The organism is Acinetobacter sp. RRD8 (assembly GCF_031844225.1).
Taxonomy (GTDB): Bacteria; Pseudomonadota; Gammaproteobacteria; order Pseudomonadales; family Moraxellaceae; genus Acinetobacter.
In genome coordinates, this window is the sequence record NZ_JAUZUU010000003.1 from 124,888 (window position 1) to 144,135 (window position 19,248).

At 43.7% G+C, this 19,248-nt stretch carries 15 protein-coding genes; all 15 read left to right on the forward strand.

Going from position 1 to position 19,248, the window contains the following annotated elements; translation table 11 throughout:
* The first annotated feature begins 155 nt into the window (after nt 1-155).
* On the forward strand, nt 156-1,214 hold the full coding sequence (locus Q9R24_RS04720) for a pilus assembly protein PilM (RefSeq protein ID WP_148334335.1): 1,059 nt from the start codon (nt 156-158) through the stop codon (nt 1,212-1,214).
* Nucleotides 1,214-1,852, forward strand: coding sequence for a PilN domain-containing protein (locus tag Q9R24_RS04725; protein WP_004281141.1), 639 nt, complete (start codon nt 1,214-1,216; stop codon nt 1,850-1,852). The genes Q9R24_RS04720 and Q9R24_RS04725 overlap by 1 nt, the downstream gene beginning before the upstream one ends.
* Nucleotides 1,849-2,571, forward strand: coding sequence for a type 4a pilus biogenesis protein PilO (locus Q9R24_RS04730; protein ID WP_004644950.1), 723 nt, complete (start codon nt 1,849-1,851; stop codon nt 2,569-2,571). The genes Q9R24_RS04725 and Q9R24_RS04730 overlap by 4 nt, the downstream gene beginning before the upstream one ends.
* Nucleotides 2,571-3,098, forward strand: a complete 528-nt coding sequence (locus Q9R24_RS04735; RefSeq protein WP_004732447.1) for a pilus assembly protein PilP — start codon at nt 2,571-2,573, stop codon at nt 3,096-3,098. Before Q9R24_RS04730 ends, Q9R24_RS04735 begins: the two co-directional genes overlap by 1 nt.
* Before the next feature lie 62 nt (nt 3,099-3,160).
* Nucleotides 3,161-5,293: a type IV pilus secretin PilQ gene (gene pilQ / locus Q9R24_RS04740; RefSeq protein ID WP_404976561.1), complete on the forward strand. Its 2,133-nt coding sequence runs from the start codon at nt 3,161-3,163 to the stop codon at nt 5,291-5,293.
* Nucleotides 5,294-5,329: 36 nt separating this feature from the next.
* The gene (gene aroK / locus Q9R24_RS04745; protein ID WP_005101380.1) at nt 5,330-5,866 is read left to right on the forward strand and encodes a shikimate kinase AroK; all 537 of its coding nucleotides are present in this window, start codon (nt 5,330-5,332) and stop codon (nt 5,864-5,866) included.
* 28 nt (nt 5,867-5,894) lie between these two features.
* Nucleotides 5,895-6,974 carry a 3-dehydroquinate synthase gene (gene aroB / locus Q9R24_RS04750; RefSeq protein WP_311203818.1) on the forward strand — a complete coding sequence of 360 codons (1,080 nt, stop codon included), beginning with the start codon at nt 5,895-5,897 and terminating at the stop codon, nt 6,972-6,974.
* Nucleotides 6,975-6,984: 10 nt separating this feature from the next.
* Nucleotides 6,985-7,863 (forward strand): hypothetical protein, encoded by an 879-nt coding sequence (locus tag Q9R24_RS04755; RefSeq protein ID WP_243474103.1) that lies wholly within the window; start codon nt 6,985-6,987, stop codon nt 7,861-7,863.
* 449 nt (nt 7,864-8,312) lie between these two features.
* The gene (gene gltB, locus Q9R24_RS04760; RefSeq protein WP_311203819.1) at nt 8,313-12,788 is read left to right on the forward strand and encodes a glutamate synthase large subunit; all 4,476 of its coding nucleotides are present in this window, start codon (nt 8,313-8,315) and stop codon (nt 12,786-12,788) included.
* A gap of 72 nt (nt 12,789-12,860) precedes the next feature.
* Nucleotides 12,861-14,282, forward strand: coding sequence for an FAD-dependent oxidoreductase (locus Q9R24_RS04765; protein WP_311203820.1), 1,422 nt, complete (start codon nt 12,861-12,863; stop codon nt 14,280-14,282).
* Between the two features lie 181 nt (nt 14,283-14,463).
* The gene (locus Q9R24_RS04770; RefSeq protein ID WP_311203821.1) at nt 14,464-15,054 is read left to right on the forward strand and encodes a LemA family protein; all 591 of its coding nucleotides are present in this window, start codon (nt 14,464-14,466) and stop codon (nt 15,052-15,054) included.
* Between the two features lie 29 nt (nt 15,055-15,083).
* On the forward strand, nt 15,084-16,124 hold the full coding sequence (locus Q9R24_RS04775) for a TPM domain-containing protein (protein WP_311203822.1): 1,041 nt from the start codon (nt 15,084-15,086) through the stop codon (nt 16,122-16,124).
* Complete coding sequence (locus Q9R24_RS04780; RefSeq protein WP_311203823.1) at nt 16,118-16,678, forward strand: TPM domain-containing protein; 561 nt, start codon at nt 16,118-16,120, stop codon at nt 16,676-16,678. Before Q9R24_RS04775 ends, Q9R24_RS04780 begins: the two co-directional genes overlap by 7 nt.
* Nucleotides 16,679-16,896: 218 nt before the next feature.
* Nucleotides 16,897-17,319 (forward strand): prepilin-type N-terminal cleavage/methylation domain-containing protein, encoded by a 423-nt coding sequence (locus tag Q9R24_RS04785; protein WP_404976563.1) that lies wholly within the window; start codon nt 16,897-16,899, stop codon nt 17,317-17,319.
* Between the two features lie 276 nt (nt 17,320-17,595).
* Nucleotides 17,596-19,230, forward strand: a complete 1,635-nt coding sequence (locus tag Q9R24_RS04790; RefSeq protein ID WP_311203825.1) for a Wzy polymerase domain-containing protein — start codon at nt 17,596-17,598, stop codon at nt 19,228-19,230.
* Nucleotides 19,231-19,248 lie beyond the last annotated feature (18 nt).

Sequence of the window (19,248 nt, forward strand, 5' to 3'; positions counted from 1 at the left end):
TTTTAATAAGAGCTAATGGCGAACTAATTACCGGTCAGTATATCCTGTCGATATCCATATTGTTAGATGAGTTATTGTATCTATATAAAATTATAGACTGGACCAATTGGTAAGTTAGATTGAATTGGGGACAAAAAAATAATAGGAAGTGTATTGTGCGCAGGTTATATCGTAAACCAAATAAGGGGTTAATAGGAGTCGATATTAGTTCGACTTCTGTTAAGGTTTTAGAACTTTCTGTAAAAAGTGGCCGTTACTGGGTAGAGAGCTATGCTTTGATCCCATTATCGGAAAACAGTGTTGTTGAAAAAAACATCTTAAACCCAGAAGCAGTCGCTGATGCCCTTGGGCGTGCAATCAATTTGGGTAATACCCAGTCGAATCAGGCCGCTTTTGCGATTCCTACTTCAATGGCCATCACCAAAATCATTGAGATGGATGCAGACATGTCGGATGACGAACGTGAAGTTCAGATTCGTGAAGATGCGGAACAATACATTCCTTTCCCACTCGATGAAGCAAGTCTGGATTTTGAAGTTCTGCCAGACCGTCTTTCCAATCCGAACCGGGTCAACGTACTGCTGGTCGCTACCCGAATTGAAAATGTCGAAGCACGTTCTGAAGTTTTAGAGATTAGCAGTCTGACGCCCAAGATTGCAGATGTAGAAAGTTTTGCGCTGGAAAATGCCTTTAAAGTATTTTCGGATACCTTACCGATGGGGGTCAATACGGTTGGTATCTTAGACATTGGTCATAGTATGACGACCTTGTCAGTGATGCAGAACAACAAGATTATTTATACCCGTGAGCAGGTGTTTGGCGGCAAGCAATTAACTCAGGAAATTCAGAATCGTTATGGATTATCCTTTGAAGAAGCTGGACGTGCTAAAAAAACCCGTGCCTTGCCGGATGATTATGATATTGAAGTCCTAGAACCCTTCTTGGATGCCGTGGTACAACAGGCAGCCCGTTCATTACAATTCTTCTTTTCATCTTCTCAGTTTAATGAGATTGACCATATTTTACTGGCCGGCGGGAATGCCAATATTCCAGGTCTGGCAAAATTATTACAACAAAAACTCGGTTACCGTGTCACGATCGCGAATCCATTTTTGCAAATGGGCTTTTCTCCTCAAATTGATATTAAAAAAATTGAAAATGACGCGTCATCACTCATGGTTGCATGCGGTTTGGCATTAAGGAGTTTTGATTAATGGCAAGAATTAACTTACTTCCTTGGCGTGATGAGCTAAGAATTAAAAGAAATAATGAATTCGTGGCAATCTGCGTGGGGGCGCTTTTCTTGGGATTAGCGGCAGCGGGTTCAACCTGGTTTTATTATGATCACAAGCTTCAAGATCAGGAGCAGGCCAATCAGCTGATTCAAAGTACTAACCAGAATCTGGATGTGCAGTTAAAGGCGCTTGAAGGTTTGCAAGAACAGCGTAATGCTATTGTTGAACGGATGAAGCTGATTCAGGGCCTACAAACCCAGCGTCCGATTGCGGTGCATTTGATTGATGAAATTGTACGGGTGACCCCAAGCAATATGTATATCACCAAATTCCAGCGTATTGGCGATAAGTTTACCATTGAAGGTCGGGCTGAAAGTCCAAATACGGTCGCAGAACTGCTCCGTAATCTGGAGGCTTCATCTTGGTATCGAAATGCCTTTATGAACGCTTTCCTGGTGGCTGAAGAAGCAAAAGAAAAGGCACCGAGCTCTATTATTCCACGTGTGGAAGAGTCCTATGGTAGTTTTACCGTGACGGTAGATCTGGATCAGATCGCTCAGCCAGTACTTAACGAAGAACAACAAGCAGTCGCTACAACTACGGGGGCATCATCATGAGTAATGAAGAATTCGATGAGTTCAGCCAGGATGTCGTCGCTGTACCCAAAAACAAAATGACTGTTGAAAAGTTTTTTCAGCAATTCAATACATTAGATCCAAATAACTATGGTAGCTGGCCTTTATCGGTCAAAATTACTTGCTGGATTTTTATTGCTGCGCTGGCATTTGCGGTGATTTACTTCGTTATGATCAGAAGCACGATTGAATCGATTTCACAAGCCAGTACCCAGGAACAAAACCTGCTGAATGAATTCCGTGAAAAAGAATCCAAATTACGCAACTTACAACAATATCAAATCCAGCTTCAGGAAATGGAAGCCCGTTTTAACCAGCAGTTAGAACAGTTACCGAAAGAAACTGAGATTCCGGGTCTGGTTGAAGATATTAACCTGAGCGGTGTGAATTCAGGCCTGAAGTTTAAAAATATTCGTCTAGAGCCTGAAATTAAACAAGAGTTCTTTATTGAACAGCCGATTGCAATTGAAGCGACTGGGGATTATCACGCTTTTGGCTCTTTTGTCAGCAGTATTGCCGGCTTGTCGCGTATTGTAACGCTGCATGATTTCACCATTACCGGTACTGAAAATAAAGAGAAAAAATCTGAAATTCCAGTCATTGATTATGTGGTAAAAGCCAAAACTTACCGTTATGTCGGTAATGCTGAAGGTGCTGCAGCACAGCCTGAAGCTAATAGCACTACTCAGGGGGCGCAGTAATGAAGAACATTAAAATTACTTCAGCTTTAACACTTGGGTTTTTATTGTTGGGATGCGATTCACGCATTGATGCAGTCAATCAGGAAATGGCTAATATTCGTAATCAGCCACCTTTGCCAATTGAACCGGCTCCTGATTTTATGCCAGTTGAAACCTTCAACTATGCAGCACATCAGATCAAAAGCCCTTTTTTACCAAGCTCTCTGGCTGCTGAACTGAAAATTATGGCGGGGAAACGGGTTTATCCAAACCTATCACGTCAACTGCAACCGCTAGAAAGTTATCCGCTCGAAACATTGACCATGAAAGGCAGTATGCGCAATCAGGCAGGACAAATTCTGGCTTTAATCCAGACGCCTGATGGTGAGGTTGAGCGGATTCAACGTGGTAGCTATATGGGACTTAATCATGGTCGTGTGGTTGGAATTACACCAACACAAATCGATTTGATTGAGATTATTCCAGATGGCCGTGAGGGATATGTGGAACGTCCGCGAAGTTTGGTTCTTATCGGGCCGGCGCCATAAGTTTTAAAGGAATAACAATGAATAAGAGTATTAAAGAATTTATTTTTGGGGATGTTAATACAATGAATCGTGTGTTTCGTCAGTTTTCCATGGGTGCTGTTGCGATTGCGGTGATGCAAGCGGCTAGTGCACAGGTTTCAATGACCAATGTAGTACCCATGCAGCTTCCTGGACAAGGAACTGAGATTCGGGTGATGTTCAATGGTTTGCCACCACAACCACAGGCCTACCAATTAGAATCACCGTCACGTTTGATTCTGGACTTTGACAAGGCACAACAGAATTTAAAACAAAGCAGTATTCCGGTGGCAACACGTGAAGCCAGTTCAGTGGATGTCACTTCGGATGCTCAGCGGGCACGTCTGACGGTAAACTTGACCGAGGCAGGAGCCTTTACGACTCGCGTGGAAGGTAATACCTTTATTCTTAAAATTAACTCGGCAACTCCTGTAGCCATAGCTCAACCTGTGCAGCAACAGTCAGCTCAGGGTATCAGTAATATTGGTTTCCAGCGCGGTGCGCAAGGTGAAGGCCAGGTCGTTATTGATCTGCTAGGAAATAATACTCCTGTTGATGTACAGCAGCAGGGTACCAAGGTTATTGTGCGCACTTTAGGTTCCAAGATTCCGGCTCATTTGACCCGTCGTCTAAATGTAAATGATTTTGCTACACCAGTTTCCAGTGTCGATGCCGTGAATCAAAATGGTTCTGGCGTGATTACGATTCAGTCTGCGGAAAGTTATGAATATATGGCTTACCAGACTGATAACAAGCTGACCATCAGTTTGAAACGTCCGGAAGCCAAGAGCCCATTACGTCCTAAAACAGTTGCTTATTCGGGTAAGAAAATTTCTTTAGATTTCCAGGATATTGAAGTCCGTCGTGTTTTACAGCTCTTGGCCGATTTTACCGATATCAATATGGTGGCCGCAGACAGTGTACAAGGCAATATTACTTTGCGCTTAAAAGAAGTGCCATGGGATCAGGCGCTGGATATCGTACTGAAAACCAAAAATCTGGATAAACGCCGTAACGGTAATGTGATCTGGATTGCACCGGTTGCAGAACTTATTAAGGCTGAAGAGGAAGAAGCTAAGGCTATTAAGCAGAGTGTCGCACTTGCGCCTATTCAAACTGAATATATGCAGTTGAGTTATGCACAAGCTGCTGATATCGAAAAACTAATTACGCAGAATAAATCTGCACAAAATTCAAATAATTCATCAAATAATTCTTCTAATACTACGAATAATGAAGATAAAGAAAGTTTATTAAGTTCCCGTGGTTCTGTGTCTATCGATGCACGTACTAACACATTAATTGTGAATGACACCCAGCCATTTATTGATAAAATCCGTAATATGGTGGACTTACTCGATGTGCAGGTGAAACAAGTAATGGTTGAAGCGCGTATTGTGCGTGCATCTACTGAATTTGCGAAAGAAATGGGTGTGAAATGGGGGATTTTATCTCAAGGTATTACTAACAATGATCATTTACTCGTTGGTGGTAGTGATACCACACTTTGGGATTTAAGAACACCTGAGATCAATAGCACTACAGGAATACCAACGTATGAGATTCAGCGTCCAGATAATTTAAATGTTGATTTAGGGGTAGAGAATGCAGCAGGTCGTATTGCTTTTGGTTTAATTAGTTTATCCGATTTTATGCTCGATCTTGAATTATCAGCGTTACAAGCAGATGGTTATGGTGAAGTCATTTCTACACCAAAAGTACTGACTGCGGACAAACAAAAAGCAACTGTTGAATCTGGAGTGGAAGTTCCATATCAATCAACTGAGGGCAGTGGTGCTAATGCAACAGCAACGACAGAATTTAAAGATGTGGTACTTAAACTAGATGTAACCCCAAGTATTACACCAGATGGTAAAGTACAAATGTCATTGGATATTTCTAGTGACAGTATTGCGGGTGTAACACCGATGGGTGAATATTATTTAAATAAGAATCGGTTAAATACGAACGTCTTGGTTGAAAATGGTGAAACAGTAGTGCTTGGTGGTATCTTTGAACAAGAGACCTTGAATAACCAAACTAAAGTACCATTCTTGGGGGATATTCCTTATTTAGGTCGTTTATTCCGTAAAGATGTAAAATCCGATAACAAGCGTGAGCTCCTGATTTTCGTTACACCTCGAATTGTTAATGACAGTGTTTCAAGAAATCATTAATATATTTTGAATTTAACAAAACAAATAGGTGACTCCTTGCCAAGCAAAGAGTTTGAAACCCTACCAAATATTTATTTGGTAGGGCCGATGGGGGCCGGTAAAACAACAGTAGGACGACATCTCGCAGAATTGTTAGGACGTGAGTTTCTAGACAGTGATCATGAAATTGAACGTAAAACAGGTGCGACCATTCCCTGGATTTTTGAAAAAGAAGGGGAGCAGGGTTTTCGTGACCGTGAAACTGCTGTCATTAATGACCTTACCTCACGTCCCCATCTGGTTTTAGCCACTGGCGGTGGTGCCATTACTCAGACCTTAAATCGGGATTATCTGAAACAGCGCGGAATCGTTGTTTATCTTTATACGCCGGTTGAAATTCAACTGCAACGTACCTATCGCGATAAAAACCGTCCACTCCTTCAAGTCGAAAATCCGGAACAAAAGTTACGTGATTTATTGGCAGTCCGTGATCCCTTGTATCGGGAAGTGGCACATCATATTATTGAGACCAATCAGGGTGCTGCGCGTGATCTGGCGCAGCGGATTCTCAATCTCATTACTTCCAAAAACTAAGTTCATTGAATAAAGTGGTTAATCAAGCATGCAAACCTTATATGTAGAACTCGGAGAACGTCGTTACCCTATTTTTATCGGGAGCGATCTGGATCCACAGGCCTTATTGGCTCCCTATATTCAGGGCAAGCAAGTGATGATTGTGAGCAATACTACGGTTGCACCACTTTATTTGCAGCGTTATCAAACTGCAATTGAAGCTCTGGACAAACGTGTTGCGACCTGTATTTTGCCTGATGGTGAAAAATATAAGGATAGTCCGCATCTGAATCTGATTTTTGATGCACTGCTTGAAGCCGGTTTTAACAGGGACTGTACTGTGCTTGCGCTGGGTGGTGGTGTTATTGGAGATATGGCCGGGTTTGCTTCGGCCTGTTTCCAGCGCGGTGTATACTTTATCCAAGTACCGACGACTTTGCTGTCGCAAGTAGATTCAAGTGTTGGTGGAAAAACCGGGATTAATCACCCTCTGGGTAAAAATATGATTGGCGCTTTCCAGCAGCCGCAGGTGGTGCTGGCGGATATGTCGCAGCTTGTTACTTTGCCGGACCGCGAACTTTCAGCAGGTTTGGCTGAAGTGATTAAATATGCGCTGCTAGGCGATGAGTCATTTCTGGTCTGGCTTGAAGAAAAGATGGATGCTCTGGTCGCTCGTGATGAGAAATTATTGGCTGAAGCCGTTTATCGTTCCTGTGCGCATAAGGCACGGATCGTAGCCAATGATGAGAAAGAGCAAGGGGAACGTGCTTTACTTAATTTAGGTCATACCTTTGGTCATGCGATTGAATCCTACATGGGGTATGGTGTCTGGCTACATGGCGAGGCTGTTGCCACCGGTATGGTGATGGCTGCGGATCTGTCACAGCATATGGGTTGGATTTCTCAAGAAGATTTAGAACGTACAAAAAAAATCATTTCTCGTGCCAAACTTCCTGTGGTTTGTCCTAAAATCCCTCTGGATGATTTTCTGGCCTATATGGCACATGACAAAAAAGTCTTAAATGGACAATTGCGTCTGGTGTTATTAAAGCAATTAGGCGAAGCAGTGATTACCCGGGACTTTGATCTCGAGTTAATGAAACAGGCAATTTTAGCCAGTCAAGCATAGGTTTAGTTTTATGGCAGCATTACATACTCCTTGGCAAAAGATTCAGCATTATTTCTGGCTGGTCTGTGGAGTAGGCTGCCTATTTGCTGCCTTAGTCTTTTGGGTGGTGACTGATTCAGATGATGTCATCGAAATTGAAAAAAAGCCTGAAACTGAAGTTCAGTTGCAGATTCAGCCGGAAAAAGTAGCCACAATGACCCATCTTGGTGCACTTTTTCAGGAAGTGAAACCATTGGACCTAAATACGCGTACCGTCGTGAATGCCAGTCATGAGCCGGAATTTCGCGGTACCAAATTTGTCAATGAAGCGAAAAACCAGCACGCCATTGAATTATTTCGTGTGACCAATGAAGCCATTTTAAAAAGTTTTCTTAAGAAACAGTTCGATCGTAAACCTTTTATTTATTTAAGAATCTCGGGTGAAAATCAGCCAGAACAATATGTATTGTTATATGGTCAATATAAGACGGCGGCGCAAGCTAATCAGGCACTCTCTACACTGAAGTTAAATTTACCGGCCTCAGTCAAGCCTGAAGTTGTAGCAATGCAGCAATATGTCAGTCTGGTCAATAATCTGGGTTCAGAGGAGTTGGCCAGTAATCAAAAGCTTTACGAAATTCGTTTGAAAAATGTGCCTTTGCCGAAAGTAGATGAATCGGTACGACTTAGACAGCAGCAAACCCAAACTGAGTCCAAGCCGCGTAGCTCTGATGCTGCGACTACCAGTACCACAATTGTGCGCCGTGATTCATCGGGAAATGTAGTTGATGTACAGAAATCTGAAAGTGCTGTAGAAGGTACACCTCAACCACAAAATAACAATAATCGACCTGCTCAGGGCAGTAATCCGCGTCCTCAAAATAACGAGATTAGTGATCCATTTAATTAGTCTGGTCTAAAATAGCGCATCCAAAAAATTACAGAATTAAAAATGGGCGCTTTTGGTGCAAAAAATGCACATTAAAATTAACCCTTAGAATGCTGTTCTGCGCTAAATCTTTGTCATCTGTATTGTTTTAATTTATGCGCTGTTTGTTGGCATGGAATTTGCTTTATTGGTGCATGAATTGAATTAATCTCCCTGTTTTAGCGCGAAAAATGATTCGATGACACCGTATGAATGTCATATTTATTCCAGATTTTTATGTTATTCATGAGCAGAATAAACTTTATTTGTTATGCATTTAGTCTAAAAAAGGACTAGTCTGAAGAAATAAAGAAAAATGCTTTTGCTCTACCAAGACGGTCTTCGAAAGTCCATTAGACGCCAGCGCAGAGAAAAATTTAGATTGTTTAATAGCCTGTTGAGGCTTCGTGAAAGAAGGGTACGCTATGCACATGCCATCGCCTAACAATGTAGCTCCCGCTCAAGGTTTATACCAACCGGATGAGTTTAAAGATAACTGTGGTTTCGGTTTAATTGCCCATATGCAGGGCGATGCTAGCCATGATCTCGTCAAGACCGCGATTCATAGTTTGAGTTGTATGACTCATCGTGGTGGTATTGCCGCGGATGGCAAGACGGGAGATGGTTGTGGTCTGCTCTTAGCAATGCCGAAAAAATTCTTCCGTGAAGAAGCGAAACGCTTAAGTGATACCACCTTGAGTGAAGTATTTGCTGTGGGTTCGGTGTTTCTAAATCTTGATCCGGCGCTCGCTGCGCATGCCAAACAGGTTTTAAACAAAGAGATTGAAGCTGAAGGTTTAATCGTTTTGGCGTGGCGTGTGATTCCGACCAATGTAGATGCGTTGGGTGAAATTGCGTTGCGGTCAATGCCGGCATTTGAACAGATTATTGTTAATTGTCCAATGGGTGTGACTGAGGTTGAATTTAACCGTAAGTTATTCCTGGCACGCCGTCGTGCAGAGCAATTGTTGGTAAATGATACATCTTTCTACGTCACGACCTTATGTTCAACGGTGATCAGCTATAAAGGCTTGATGATGCCGGAAGCGATTGCAGATTTTTATACAGATCTGGCTGATCCACGTTTGGAATCACATATTGTGGTCTTCCATCAGCGCTTCTCGACCAATACCTTGCCACGCTGGCCTTTGGCACAACCGTTCCGTTACCTGGCACACAATGGTGAAATCAATACCATTACTGCGAATCGTAACTGGGCCATGGCGCGTGTACCAAAATTTGAAAATCCGTTATTACCGGGTTTAACTGAACTGAATCCAATTGTGAACCGTACCGGTTCAGATTCTTCAAGCCTGGATAACATGCTGGAGATTCTGGTTGGCGGTGGCATGGATCTGTTCCGTGCACTCCGTATGCTGGTTCCGCCTGCCTGGCAGAACGTGGAAACACTTGATGCTGATCTTCGTGCTTTCTATGAATTCAACTCAAAACATATGGAAGCTTGGGACGGTCCGGCTGGTCTGGTGATTCAGGATGGTCGTCATGCGATCTGTATGCTGGATCGCAACGGTCTGCGTCCTGCGCGTTGGGTGATTACCAAAAATGGCTATATCACGTTGGCGTCTGAAATTGGCGTATGGGGTTACCAACCTGAAGATGTGATTTCTAAAGGCCGTGTCGGCCCAGGCCAGATGCTGGTCATCGACACGCAGACTGGCAAGGTACTGGATACGCAAGATGTCAATAATCATCTGAAACGTATGCGTCCATACCGTGAATGGTTACGTGAAAATTCTGTGCGTTTGCAAGGCAGTCCAGAGCTGGAAGAATATTTATGTGATCAAGGCTTAAAAGGCAATGGCCTGAAAGCGGCACAAAAAATGTTCATGGTGACCTTTGAAGAGCGTGACCAGTTGTTGCGTCAGATTGCTGAAAGCGGTCAGGAAGCTGTAGGCTCAATGGGTGATGATACCCCAATGGCAGTATTGTCTCGTCAGGTGCGCCATGTGTCGGATTATTTCCGCCAGCAGTTTGCACAGGTGACCAACCCGCCGATCGATCCGCTACGTGAATCGATTGTGATGTCACTGGAAACCTGTTTAGGTCGTGAACAAAACGTCTTTGAGCAAGGGCCTGAGCATGCAGACCGCTTGATCATTTCCAGTCCTGTACTTTCTAATTCGAAAATGCATCAGATCCGTACGCTGGGTCGTGCCGGTTATGAAATTGCAGATATTGACTTGAACTATGCTGAAACCGAAGGTCTGGAAGCAGCGATTGCGCGTATTTGTGAAGAATCTGCACAAGCCATTCGTGATGGTAAAACCTTACTGGTGCTTTCAGACAAGAAAATCCGTGAAGGTTACTTGCCTGCCAATGCTTTCATGATTACTGGTGCAGTGCATCATCACCTGATTAATACAGGTTTGCGTACTGATGCCAACCTGATTATTGAAACCGGTTTTGCTCGTGATCCACACCAATTTGCGGTACTCCTTGGCTTTGGTGCAACAGCCATCTACCCATATCTGGCTTATGACGTGATCAATGATCTGGTCGCCAAAGGCGAGTTATTGGGTGACCCAATCTATGCACAAAACAATTTCCGTAAGGGGATTGAGAAAGGCTTATTGAAAGTTCTTTCGAAAATGGGGATTTCTACGGTTGCTTCTTATCGTGGTGGTCAGTTGTTTGAAGCAGTGGGTTTATCTAATGAAGTGGTGGATAAATGCTTCATCGGCGTACCAAGCCGTATTCAGGGTGCAACCTTTATTGATCTTGAAAATGACCAGAAACAGTTGGCGGATATTGCCTGGAAAAACCGTAAGCCAATCGATCAGGGAGGCCTGCTGAAATTTGTCTTTGGCAAGGAATATCATGCCTTTAACCCGGATGTGATCAACTCACTGCATAAAGCAGTACGTTCTGGGAACTACGCAGATTTTAAAGAATATGCAGAATTGGTGAACAACCGTCCGATCGCAACGATCCGTGACTTATTTAAACTGAAAACAGACAACTCGATTCCAGTCGAACAAGTGGAATCTGTGGAAGAGATCCTGCCTCGCTTTGACTCTGCCGGTATGTCTTTGGGTGCACTGTCACCTGAAGCGCACGAAGCGATTGCGATTGCCATGAATACGATTGGTGGTCGTTCAAACTCGGGTGAGGGCGGTGAAGATCCAGCGCGTTACGGTACTATCCGTAACTCGAAAATCAAACAAATTGCATCGGGCCGTTTTGGTGTGACGCCTGCTTATTTAACATCAGCAGAAGTTCTCCAGATTAAAGTCGCGCAAGGTGCAAAACCAGGTGAAGGTGGTCAGTTGCCGGGTGGTAAAGTGAATGGTCTCATTGCACGTTTACGTTACTCTGTGCCGGGCGTTACCCTGATTTCGCCACCTCCGCATCATGACATCTATTCAATTGAAGATTTATCACAGTTGATCTTTGATTTAAAACAGGTTAACCCACAGGCGATGGTGTCAGTTAAGCTGGTTTCTGAACCGGGTGTCGGTACGATTGCGGCGGGTGTAGCGAAAGCGTATGCCGATTTCATTACCATTTCTGGTTATGATGGCGGTACAGCGGCTTCTCCACTTTCTTCAATTCATCATGCAGGTTCACCGTGGGAACTGGGTCTTTCTGAAGCGCATCAGGCCCTTCGTGTGAATGACCTGCGTGGTAAAGTTCGCGTACAGACAGATGGCGGTTTAAAAACCGGTCTGGATGTCGTAAAAGCAGCAATTCTCGGTGCTGAAAGCTTCGGCTTTGGTTCAACCCCAATGATTGCCTTAGGTTGTAAATACTTGCGTATCTGCCACTTGAATAACTGTGCAACCGGTGTTGCGACTCAACAAGATCATTTACGTCAAGAGCATTATATTGGCGAGCCACAAATGCTGATTAACTTCTTCACCTTTATTGCTGAAGAAACCCGTGAATGGCTGGCAGCACTCGGTGTATCAAGTCTGAAAGACCTGATTGGCCGTACGGATCTGCTGGAAGTCTTGCCAGGTGAAACTGCAAAGCATGCACATCTTGATTTAAGCAAATTGCTTGAGTCGCATCCTGCTGCAGAAGGTAAAGCACAGTATTGTCAGGTTCAAGGTAATGCACCATTTGATAAAGGCATTCTGGCTGAAAAAATGGTGGATGAAATTCTACCTGCGATTGAAGCGGGAACTGGCGGCGAATATAGCTTCACGATCGGTAACTGTGACCGTTCGATTGGTGCACGTCTGTCTGGTGAAATTGCAAAACGCTATGGCAACCTGAGCATGGAAGCCCATCCGGTGAAAGTTCACCTGAATGGTACTGCAGGCCAGTCACTAGGTGTCTGGAATGCCGGTGGTCTGCATATCAGCCTAGAAGGCGATGCCAATGATTATGTCGGTAAAGGCATGGCTGGCGGTCGCATCTCGATCTTCCCGCCAAAAGGTTCACCATTCCAGACCCAAAATACCGCGATTATTGGGAACACCTGTTTATACGGTGCGACTGGCGGTAAGTTATATGCCGCGGGTACAGCGGGCGAGCGTTTCGCGGTGCGTAACTCGGGTGCATTTGCCGTGATTGAAGGTGCAGGTGATCACTGCTGTGAATATATGACCGGCGGTATTGTGACAGTGCTGGGTAAAGTCGGACATAACTTCGGTGCGGGTATGACTGGTGGTTTTGCTTATGTACTTGATCTGGATAATGACTTCGTTGATCATTATAACCACGAGCTGATTGAGCTGAACCGTATTTCCACCGAAGCGATGGAAGAGCATAAAGCCTTCCTGGGTCGTATTCTGGATGAACATATTAAAGAAACGGGTAGTGCTTGGGCGTACAAGATCCGCCATGAGTTTGACTTCTACAGCCGCAAGTTCTGGTTGGTAAAACCAAAAGCAGCCAACTTGCAAACGCTGTTAAAAACAACTCAAGCTGATCCACAATAATTCCACTACTGCAGAAACATAGGGAGATGTAAGGCAACTGTGAACCCCTTACATCTCCCCACGGAGAGAGACATGGCAGAACGCCTGAATAATGACTTTCAATTCCTGGATGTCGCACGCCAAGATCCAGAGAAAAAAGAGATTGATGTCCGCAAAGCAGAATTTGTGGAAATTTATAAGCCTTATACCGCGGAAATTGCAGCCAATCAGACGCATCGCTGCCTAGGCTGTGGTAACCCGTACTGTGAGTGGAAATGTCCGGTACATAACTACATTCCAAACTGGTTAAAACTGGTGTCTGAAGGCCGTTTGTTCCAGGCGGCTGAACTGTGTCATCAGACCAATACTTTGCCGGAAGTTTGTGGTCGTGTCTGTCCGCAGGACCGTCTGTGTGAAGGGGCGTGTACCCTGAACGACGGTTTCGGTGCGGTGACTATTGGTAATGCTGAAAAATATATCAATGATACCGCCTTTGCTTTGGGCTGGCGTCCAGATATGTCCAATGTGCAATGGACCAATAAAAAAGTCGCGATTATCGGGGCAGGTCCTGCAGGACTTGGCTGTGCGGATATTTTGGTGCGTAACGGGGTAAAACCTGTGGTCTTTGATAAACGTCCAGAAATTGGGGGGTTGCTGACTTTCGGTATTCCAGAATTCAAGATGGAAAAAGATGTGATGAAACGCCGCCGTGAAATTTTTACCGGTATGGGGGTGGAATTCCGTCTGAATACTGAGATTGGTACAGATGTGACGATTGACCAATTACTGGCTGACTACGATGCTGTATTTATGGGTATGGGAACATACACTTACATGAAAGGTGGTTTTGCTGGTGAAGATCTGGATGGTGTTTATGATGCTCTGGACTTCCTGATCGCGAATGTCAATCGTTGTCAGGGTTGGGAAAAAGATCCGTCTGAATACATCAGTGTTGAAGGCAAGAAAGTCATCGTTTTAGGTGGTGGTGATACGGCTATGGACTGTAACCGTACTTCGATCCGTCAAGGTGCCGAGTCAGTCGTCTGTGCCTACCGTCGTGATGAAGAAAACATGCCGGGTTCACGCCGTGAAGTACAAAATGCACGTGAAGAAGGGGTGAGTTTTCAGTTTAACCGTCAGCCGATCGAAGTTGTTGGTGAAAATGGTAAAGTGACCGGTGTGAAATTTATTACTACTCAGCTGGGTGAGCCAGACAGCCGCGGTCGCCGTAGTCCAGAGCCGATTCCAGGTTCAGAAGAAATTTTGACGGCAGATGCAGTTCTGCTGGCTTTCGGTTTCCGTACCAGCCCAGCCGACTGGTTCACTGATGTAGAAATCAATCTGGATGGTTCAGGTCGTGTCGTTGCCGCTGAACAGCAGCAATATAAATTCCAGACCTCAAATCCAAAAATCTTCGCTGGTGGTGATATGGTTCGTGGTTCTGATCTGGTGGTAACCGCAATCTGGGAAGGTCGTCAGGCAGCTGAAGGAATCCTGGATTATCTGGATGTTTAACAGTTGAAAATTCACTGAAGTCATTCAAACAACCCGCTACGGCGGGTTTTTTAATTTTAGTTGTCTTTAATTCAAAGATAGATAATTAAAAAGATTATAAAAAGTAACAAAACTTTAGAAAATACTGTTTAAAATCAAATTAATTATATAAATATTAATAAAGAATTGAGGACAAGATATCATGCGTGTATTCAAACAATCTCTTATCGCCTTGATGCTGGCCAGTACCTTGACCCTGAGTGGTTGCGGCTATAATACCTTGCAAGTCAAAGATGAAGCCGTAACGGCCGCGTGGTCCGAAGTCCAGAACCAGTATCAGCGCCGTGCCGATTTAGTACCTAATTTGGTGAATGTGGTCAAAGGCTATGCCTCGCATGAAGAGCAGGTTTTAACGGAAGTGACCCAAGCACGTGCCAATGTTGCCGGTTTAAAAGTAGATCGTGACGTACTGGAAGATCCTGAATTATTCCAGCGTTATCAGGAAGCACAGGCCCAGATGACCAGCGCCTTGTCTCGTCTTTTAGCTGTCACTGAGAATTATCCGGACCTGAAAGCGAATCAACAGTTCCGTGATTTACAGGTACAGCTGGAAGGCACTGAAAATAGAATCGCTGTGGCACGTAACCGTTATATTACCACGGTTCAGGACTTCAACTCTTATGCACGTCAGTTCCCGCAAGTCATGACCGCTAAAGTGATTGGTATGGACACCAAACCGAACTTTAGCGCCGAGCAAAGTGCACAGAAAGCGCCAACGGTTTCCTTTGAATAAGTAAGATCTGTAAATAAGCGAGAGATCAGATGTCCGAGATGCTGCTGAAATACTGTGCTGGTTTGCTTCTCATGCTGGGCATGGGAATAACCACGCTTGTTTCAGCAGAAACAGCCACGGCTACAGATACTGAAGAAGTCATCGTAGCCCGTGAAATCTTGCAGCCTAAAAATAATCAAAATACTCCAGCCCAAAATACAGAAACTGCAGCATCACAGCCACAAATTGCCAATGACATGGCGGAAGGGCAGCTTCAGCGCGACTTGCCCAGCCTGAATGAACCGGTCATTGATCAGGCAAATTTACTGAGTCCCGCTGAAAAACAGCAACTCAGTCAGCGTATTCTGAAACTTTATAATGAAGGCAAAGGGCAAATAGGTGTAGTTATTGTTCCGACCACCGGGCAGGAAGATATTTTTGATTACTCCATGCGCGTTGCTGAAGCCTGGCAGCTGGGTTCAGCCAAACGTGATAACGGTTTGTTGATGACCATTGCCATTAATGATCGCCGTATTCAAATTTTGACCGGTTATGGCTTGGAGGGGATTCTACCCGATATTGTAGCGGGCCGTATTATTCATGACAAAATTACGCCATTTTTTAAGCAAGGTCAGTATGCACAAGGCATTGATTCTGGACTAACCGAAATTGAACGTATTTTAAATTTAGATCCTGAAATTGCTGCACAGGCAGCGGATGAAATCAAAGAGCGCCAGGAGCAAGCTTATCAAGCTCAAAAAGCATCGCAAGCTACTTTTGGAAGCGTTATCTTTATTATTATTGCAGGTGTTATTGGCTCCATGATCTTTGGTAAACGTCTGAGTGCAGCGACTGCGGCAGTAGCAGGTACAGCCGCAGGCTTAGTGAATGGCTTAGGCTTGGTTGCTAGTTTAATGATTGGCGCAGGTATTTTCTTTTTATTGGTCACTTCTATTGCCCAGCTGATTTTACATGCCTTTTTAGCAGGTGGCGGCCGGGGCGGCGGTAGTGGCCGTGGTGGTTTTGGTGGCGGCGGCTTCGGCGGAGGCGGTGGTGGTTTTGGCGGGGGAGGAGCATCAGGCTCATGGTAACAACAACAGATACGACAGAAATTGTCACGCAGCCAAAGCTGGAAGAACGTGTACAGCCGAGTTTTAAGCGCTGGCTCAAGCATTTCTTTTATATGCCGGCAACCAAGCGCTTTTTTTCCAAGCAGGATCAGTATGCAATTGCCCTTGCGGTGGAAGAAGCTGAGCATGGACATGTGGGGGAGATTCAGGTCGTGATTGAAGGTTGTTTGCCTTCACGATCTGCCTATTATCAAGATACCTTATGTCGTGCCCGGCAGTTATTTGCGGAAATTGGTGTTTGGGATACCGAATATAACAGTGGAGTACTCCTGTATTTGAATCTGTGTGAACATAAGGTTGAGATTGTGATTGATCGAGGAATTAAAGAGGCAACGACCCAGCAAGTCTGGGATGAAATCTGCCAAAACATTATTCAACATCTCGCTCAGCATAAGTTTAAAGAAGGTGTCATTGAAGGAGTGAAGCAGATTGGGGAAGTACTAGATCAGTACTATGATCGTAAAATAGATGATTTAGAAAATGAATTGGGGAATAAACCGATTATTCTGGGGTGATTTTAGTCAACTAACTGACAAATTTTGTCAGTTAGTTACACAAAAGAAAACATAATAATTACAAAAATAAAAATATTTTTTTAAAGTGCTGTTTTTTATCTCAAAATTATTATAATAAAAGTTGGCATACTTAGTGCTAAATACAAAATAGGCTAAATTAGCTTTTGCTTAAGCTTATAAATAAACAAAAAACATTTGTGGAGAATGTTATGAAAACTATGCAAAAGGGTTTCACCCTTATTGAATTAATGATTGTTGTTGCAATTATCGGTATTTTGGCTGCCGTTGCGATTCCCGCTTACCGTGAATATGTATCAACTTCTTATGGTGCTGCTGCGATGGGCGGCGTAAATAATTTTGTACCTAAGGCTCAGGCATGTATTCAAACAGGTATTGGTTGTAGTAGCTTAAATACTGAAGTTACAACAAGTGCTAGTCCAACACCATCAGCACAAACAGTTGTTTATAAAACTGCTGATGTTGCAGAACAAACTCAAGCTGTTTTAACGGCAATTAATCAAGGTTGTAAAGTAATAGCTACTGTCACAGCTGAAGGTGCGGTCTCATTTACAACAGCTCCTAGCGCAGCTACTGGTGCTAGCGCAACCCAAGCTCAGTGTCAAAAAGGTGCTAAGCTATAATTACAAATGTTATATACATTTGAAACCTCTTGGATTAGCATTTGAAGTGCAACACCTTGTTGTTGCCATACTACCTGACTCGGACTTTTAAAGCCGAGTCTTTTTCTTGGAAGATGATTCAATCGTTGAGTAATTTCTGCAATATATGCATCCGTATAGTCATTAAAGTTACTCCCTTTTCGGGACTATTGTTTTTTTCTCTTCATAAAAAAGCAAATTATCTATTTATCTGCTTTTTGTTTATCATGTGCCAGACTTCTACCGCCTGATATTTCCATGAAATTCACGCTTGCACTTATCGCAGCAATCCTCATCTCCCTTGCATGGCTCATGCCCGTGCATTACCGTCCATGGGTCACGTACACAGGGGAGCTTTATGCATTCTTCGCATTATTTGCTATTGCTGCAGTTTGTATAAGAGAAAAATTAACACTACCAGCAATTGGTTTACCTTTATTATTACTCGCCTGTGTGCCATTTATACATTTTCTGGCAGGGCAGGTATTTTTCTTTAGCACCGCCATGATGGGCTTCATTTTTGTCTTTAGCTTTTGGTTTGTAAGTGCATTGGGTTATCACCTGTCAACAGGGAATTATAACCGAGAAGAAACCTTTACTAATCTGAGTTATGTGTTTCTAGCTTCAGGTACAGCTACAGGCATTATTGCCATTTGCCAATGGACGAATCTGGATTCTGTACTGCCAGGCATGGTCAATATCAGTGGTACACAGCGCCCCTATGCTAATTTCGCTCAGCCCAATAATATGGCAACTTTTTTAGTCATGGCATTGATGAGCTGCCTTTACTTATATGAAAAGAAAAAAATTCAGACCAAGTGGCTATTTGCCTGCGCTGCATTAATTGTTATGGGGGTTGCTTTAAGTCAGTCACGTACGGCCTGGGTAGCCGCGATCGCGATTATCCTGTATCTAGGTTTTTATCAATATAAAAGCGTTATTCGACTGAAATGGTATTACAGCATTGCTTGGTTCATTTTCTTTATTTTCTGCATTGTGGCTTTTCCATTACTCAGTCAGCTCGCTGCACAAGCGATGAATACGGACGTCGTACAAAGCAGGGATGTGGTATCTCGTGCTACGGGAGATATGTCACGTATTGCGATCTGGCAGCAAATGATTGCCGCGATTCAGGCTCAGCCATGGTCTGGCTATGGTTGGTATCAGACGAGTGCTGCGTTCGTTTCAATCAGCGATACCGTACAAGGACCTGTCTGGGTTCGTAGCGCGCATAATTTTATTATCGATTTCCTGCTCTGGAATGGATTGATCATCGGTCTGCCGTTCTTGGCCTACTTTGGTTATCTGGGCTATCAGTTACAACGCTGGGTGAATACGCCAGAATCAGTGATCGGTATTCTCATGATCGGGGCTTTTGTGACACATGCCATGTTTGAGTTTCCACAGCATTATGCCTATTTTCTGCTACCAGTCGGTTTTATTCTGGGTACGGTTCTGGCACAAAATCTAAAAATTAAAACAGTGGTTATGCCATTAATCGGTATGAAATTCATTTTTGCTGTTGGGTTACTTTTATTGATTGTAATTTATCGCGACTATGATGTTGCGGTGCCAAAACTTGGGCAAAGTATTCGTTATGAAAAACAGCCGGAAAAAATCACCAATGAAAAACCAATTTATTTGCTGACCGAGTTTAATCATCGCATTGCCTGGATTCGTCTGAATCCTTATAGCAAGGCATCTGCTGATCAGATTCTGGAAGGTGAACAAATGGTCTTGAGTTATCCGACTAAATATAACCTGATCAAATATGCCAAACTTTTAGCTTTTAATGGATATGAGGCGGAAGCCAAGCACCAGCTGCAACGCTTAAAGACCATTCAGAAAACTGAAATGAGTTATGAAGAATTAACGCAGGATGTACCTCGCTAAATACAAAAAAAGCCAGCA

What these genes read in the sequence shown, in the direction of transcription:
- gltB (WP_311203819.1), top strand. Translation starts at nt 8,313, where the DNA reads ATGCCATCGCCTAACAATGTAGCTCCCGCTCAAGGTTTATACCAACCG.
- Q9R24_RS04780 (WP_311203823.1), top strand. Translation starts at nt 16,118, where the DNA reads ATGGTAACAACAACAGATACGACAGAAATTGTCACGCAGCCAAAGCTG.
- Q9R24_RS04785 (WP_404976563.1), top strand. Translation starts at nt 16,897, where the DNA reads ATGCAAAAGGGTTTCACCCTTATTGAATTAATGATTGTTGTTGCAATT.
- pilQ (WP_404976561.1), top strand. Translation starts at nt 3,161, where the DNA reads ATGAATCGTGTGTTTCGTCAGTTTTCCATGGGTGCTGTTGCGATTGCG.
- aroB (WP_311203818.1), top strand. Translation starts at nt 5,895, where the DNA reads ATGCAAACCTTATATGTAGAACTCGGAGAACGTCGTTACCCTATTTTT.
- Q9R24_RS04730 (WP_004644950.1), top strand. Translation starts at nt 1,849, where the DNA reads ATGAGTAATGAAGAATTCGATGAGTTCAGCCAGGATGTCGTCGCTGTA.
- Q9R24_RS04735 (WP_004732447.1), top strand. Translation starts at nt 2,571, where the DNA reads ATGAAGAACATTAAAATTACTTCAGCTTTAACACTTGGGTTTTTATTG.
- Q9R24_RS04765 (WP_311203820.1), top strand. Translation starts at nt 12,861, where the DNA reads ATGGCAGAACGCCTGAATAATGACTTTCAATTCCTGGATGTCGCACGC.
- Q9R24_RS04775 (WP_311203822.1), top strand. Translation starts at nt 15,084, where the DNA reads ATGTCCGAGATGCTGCTGAAATACTGTGCTGGTTTGCTTCTCATGCTG.
- Q9R24_RS04770 (WP_311203821.1), top strand. Translation starts at nt 14,464, where the DNA reads ATGCGTGTATTCAAACAATCTCTTATCGCCTTGATGCTGGCCAGTACC.
- Q9R24_RS04790 (WP_311203825.1), top strand. Translation starts at nt 17,596, where the DNA reads ATGAAATTCACGCTTGCACTTATCGCAGCAATCCTCATCTCCCTTGCA.
- Q9R24_RS04725 (WP_004281141.1), top strand. Translation starts at nt 1,214, where the DNA reads ATGGCAAGAATTAACTTACTTCCTTGGCGTGATGAGCTAAGAATTAAA.
- Q9R24_RS04755 (WP_243474103.1), top strand. Translation starts at nt 6,985, where the DNA reads ATGGCAGCATTACATACTCCTTGGCAAAAGATTCAGCATTATTTCTGG.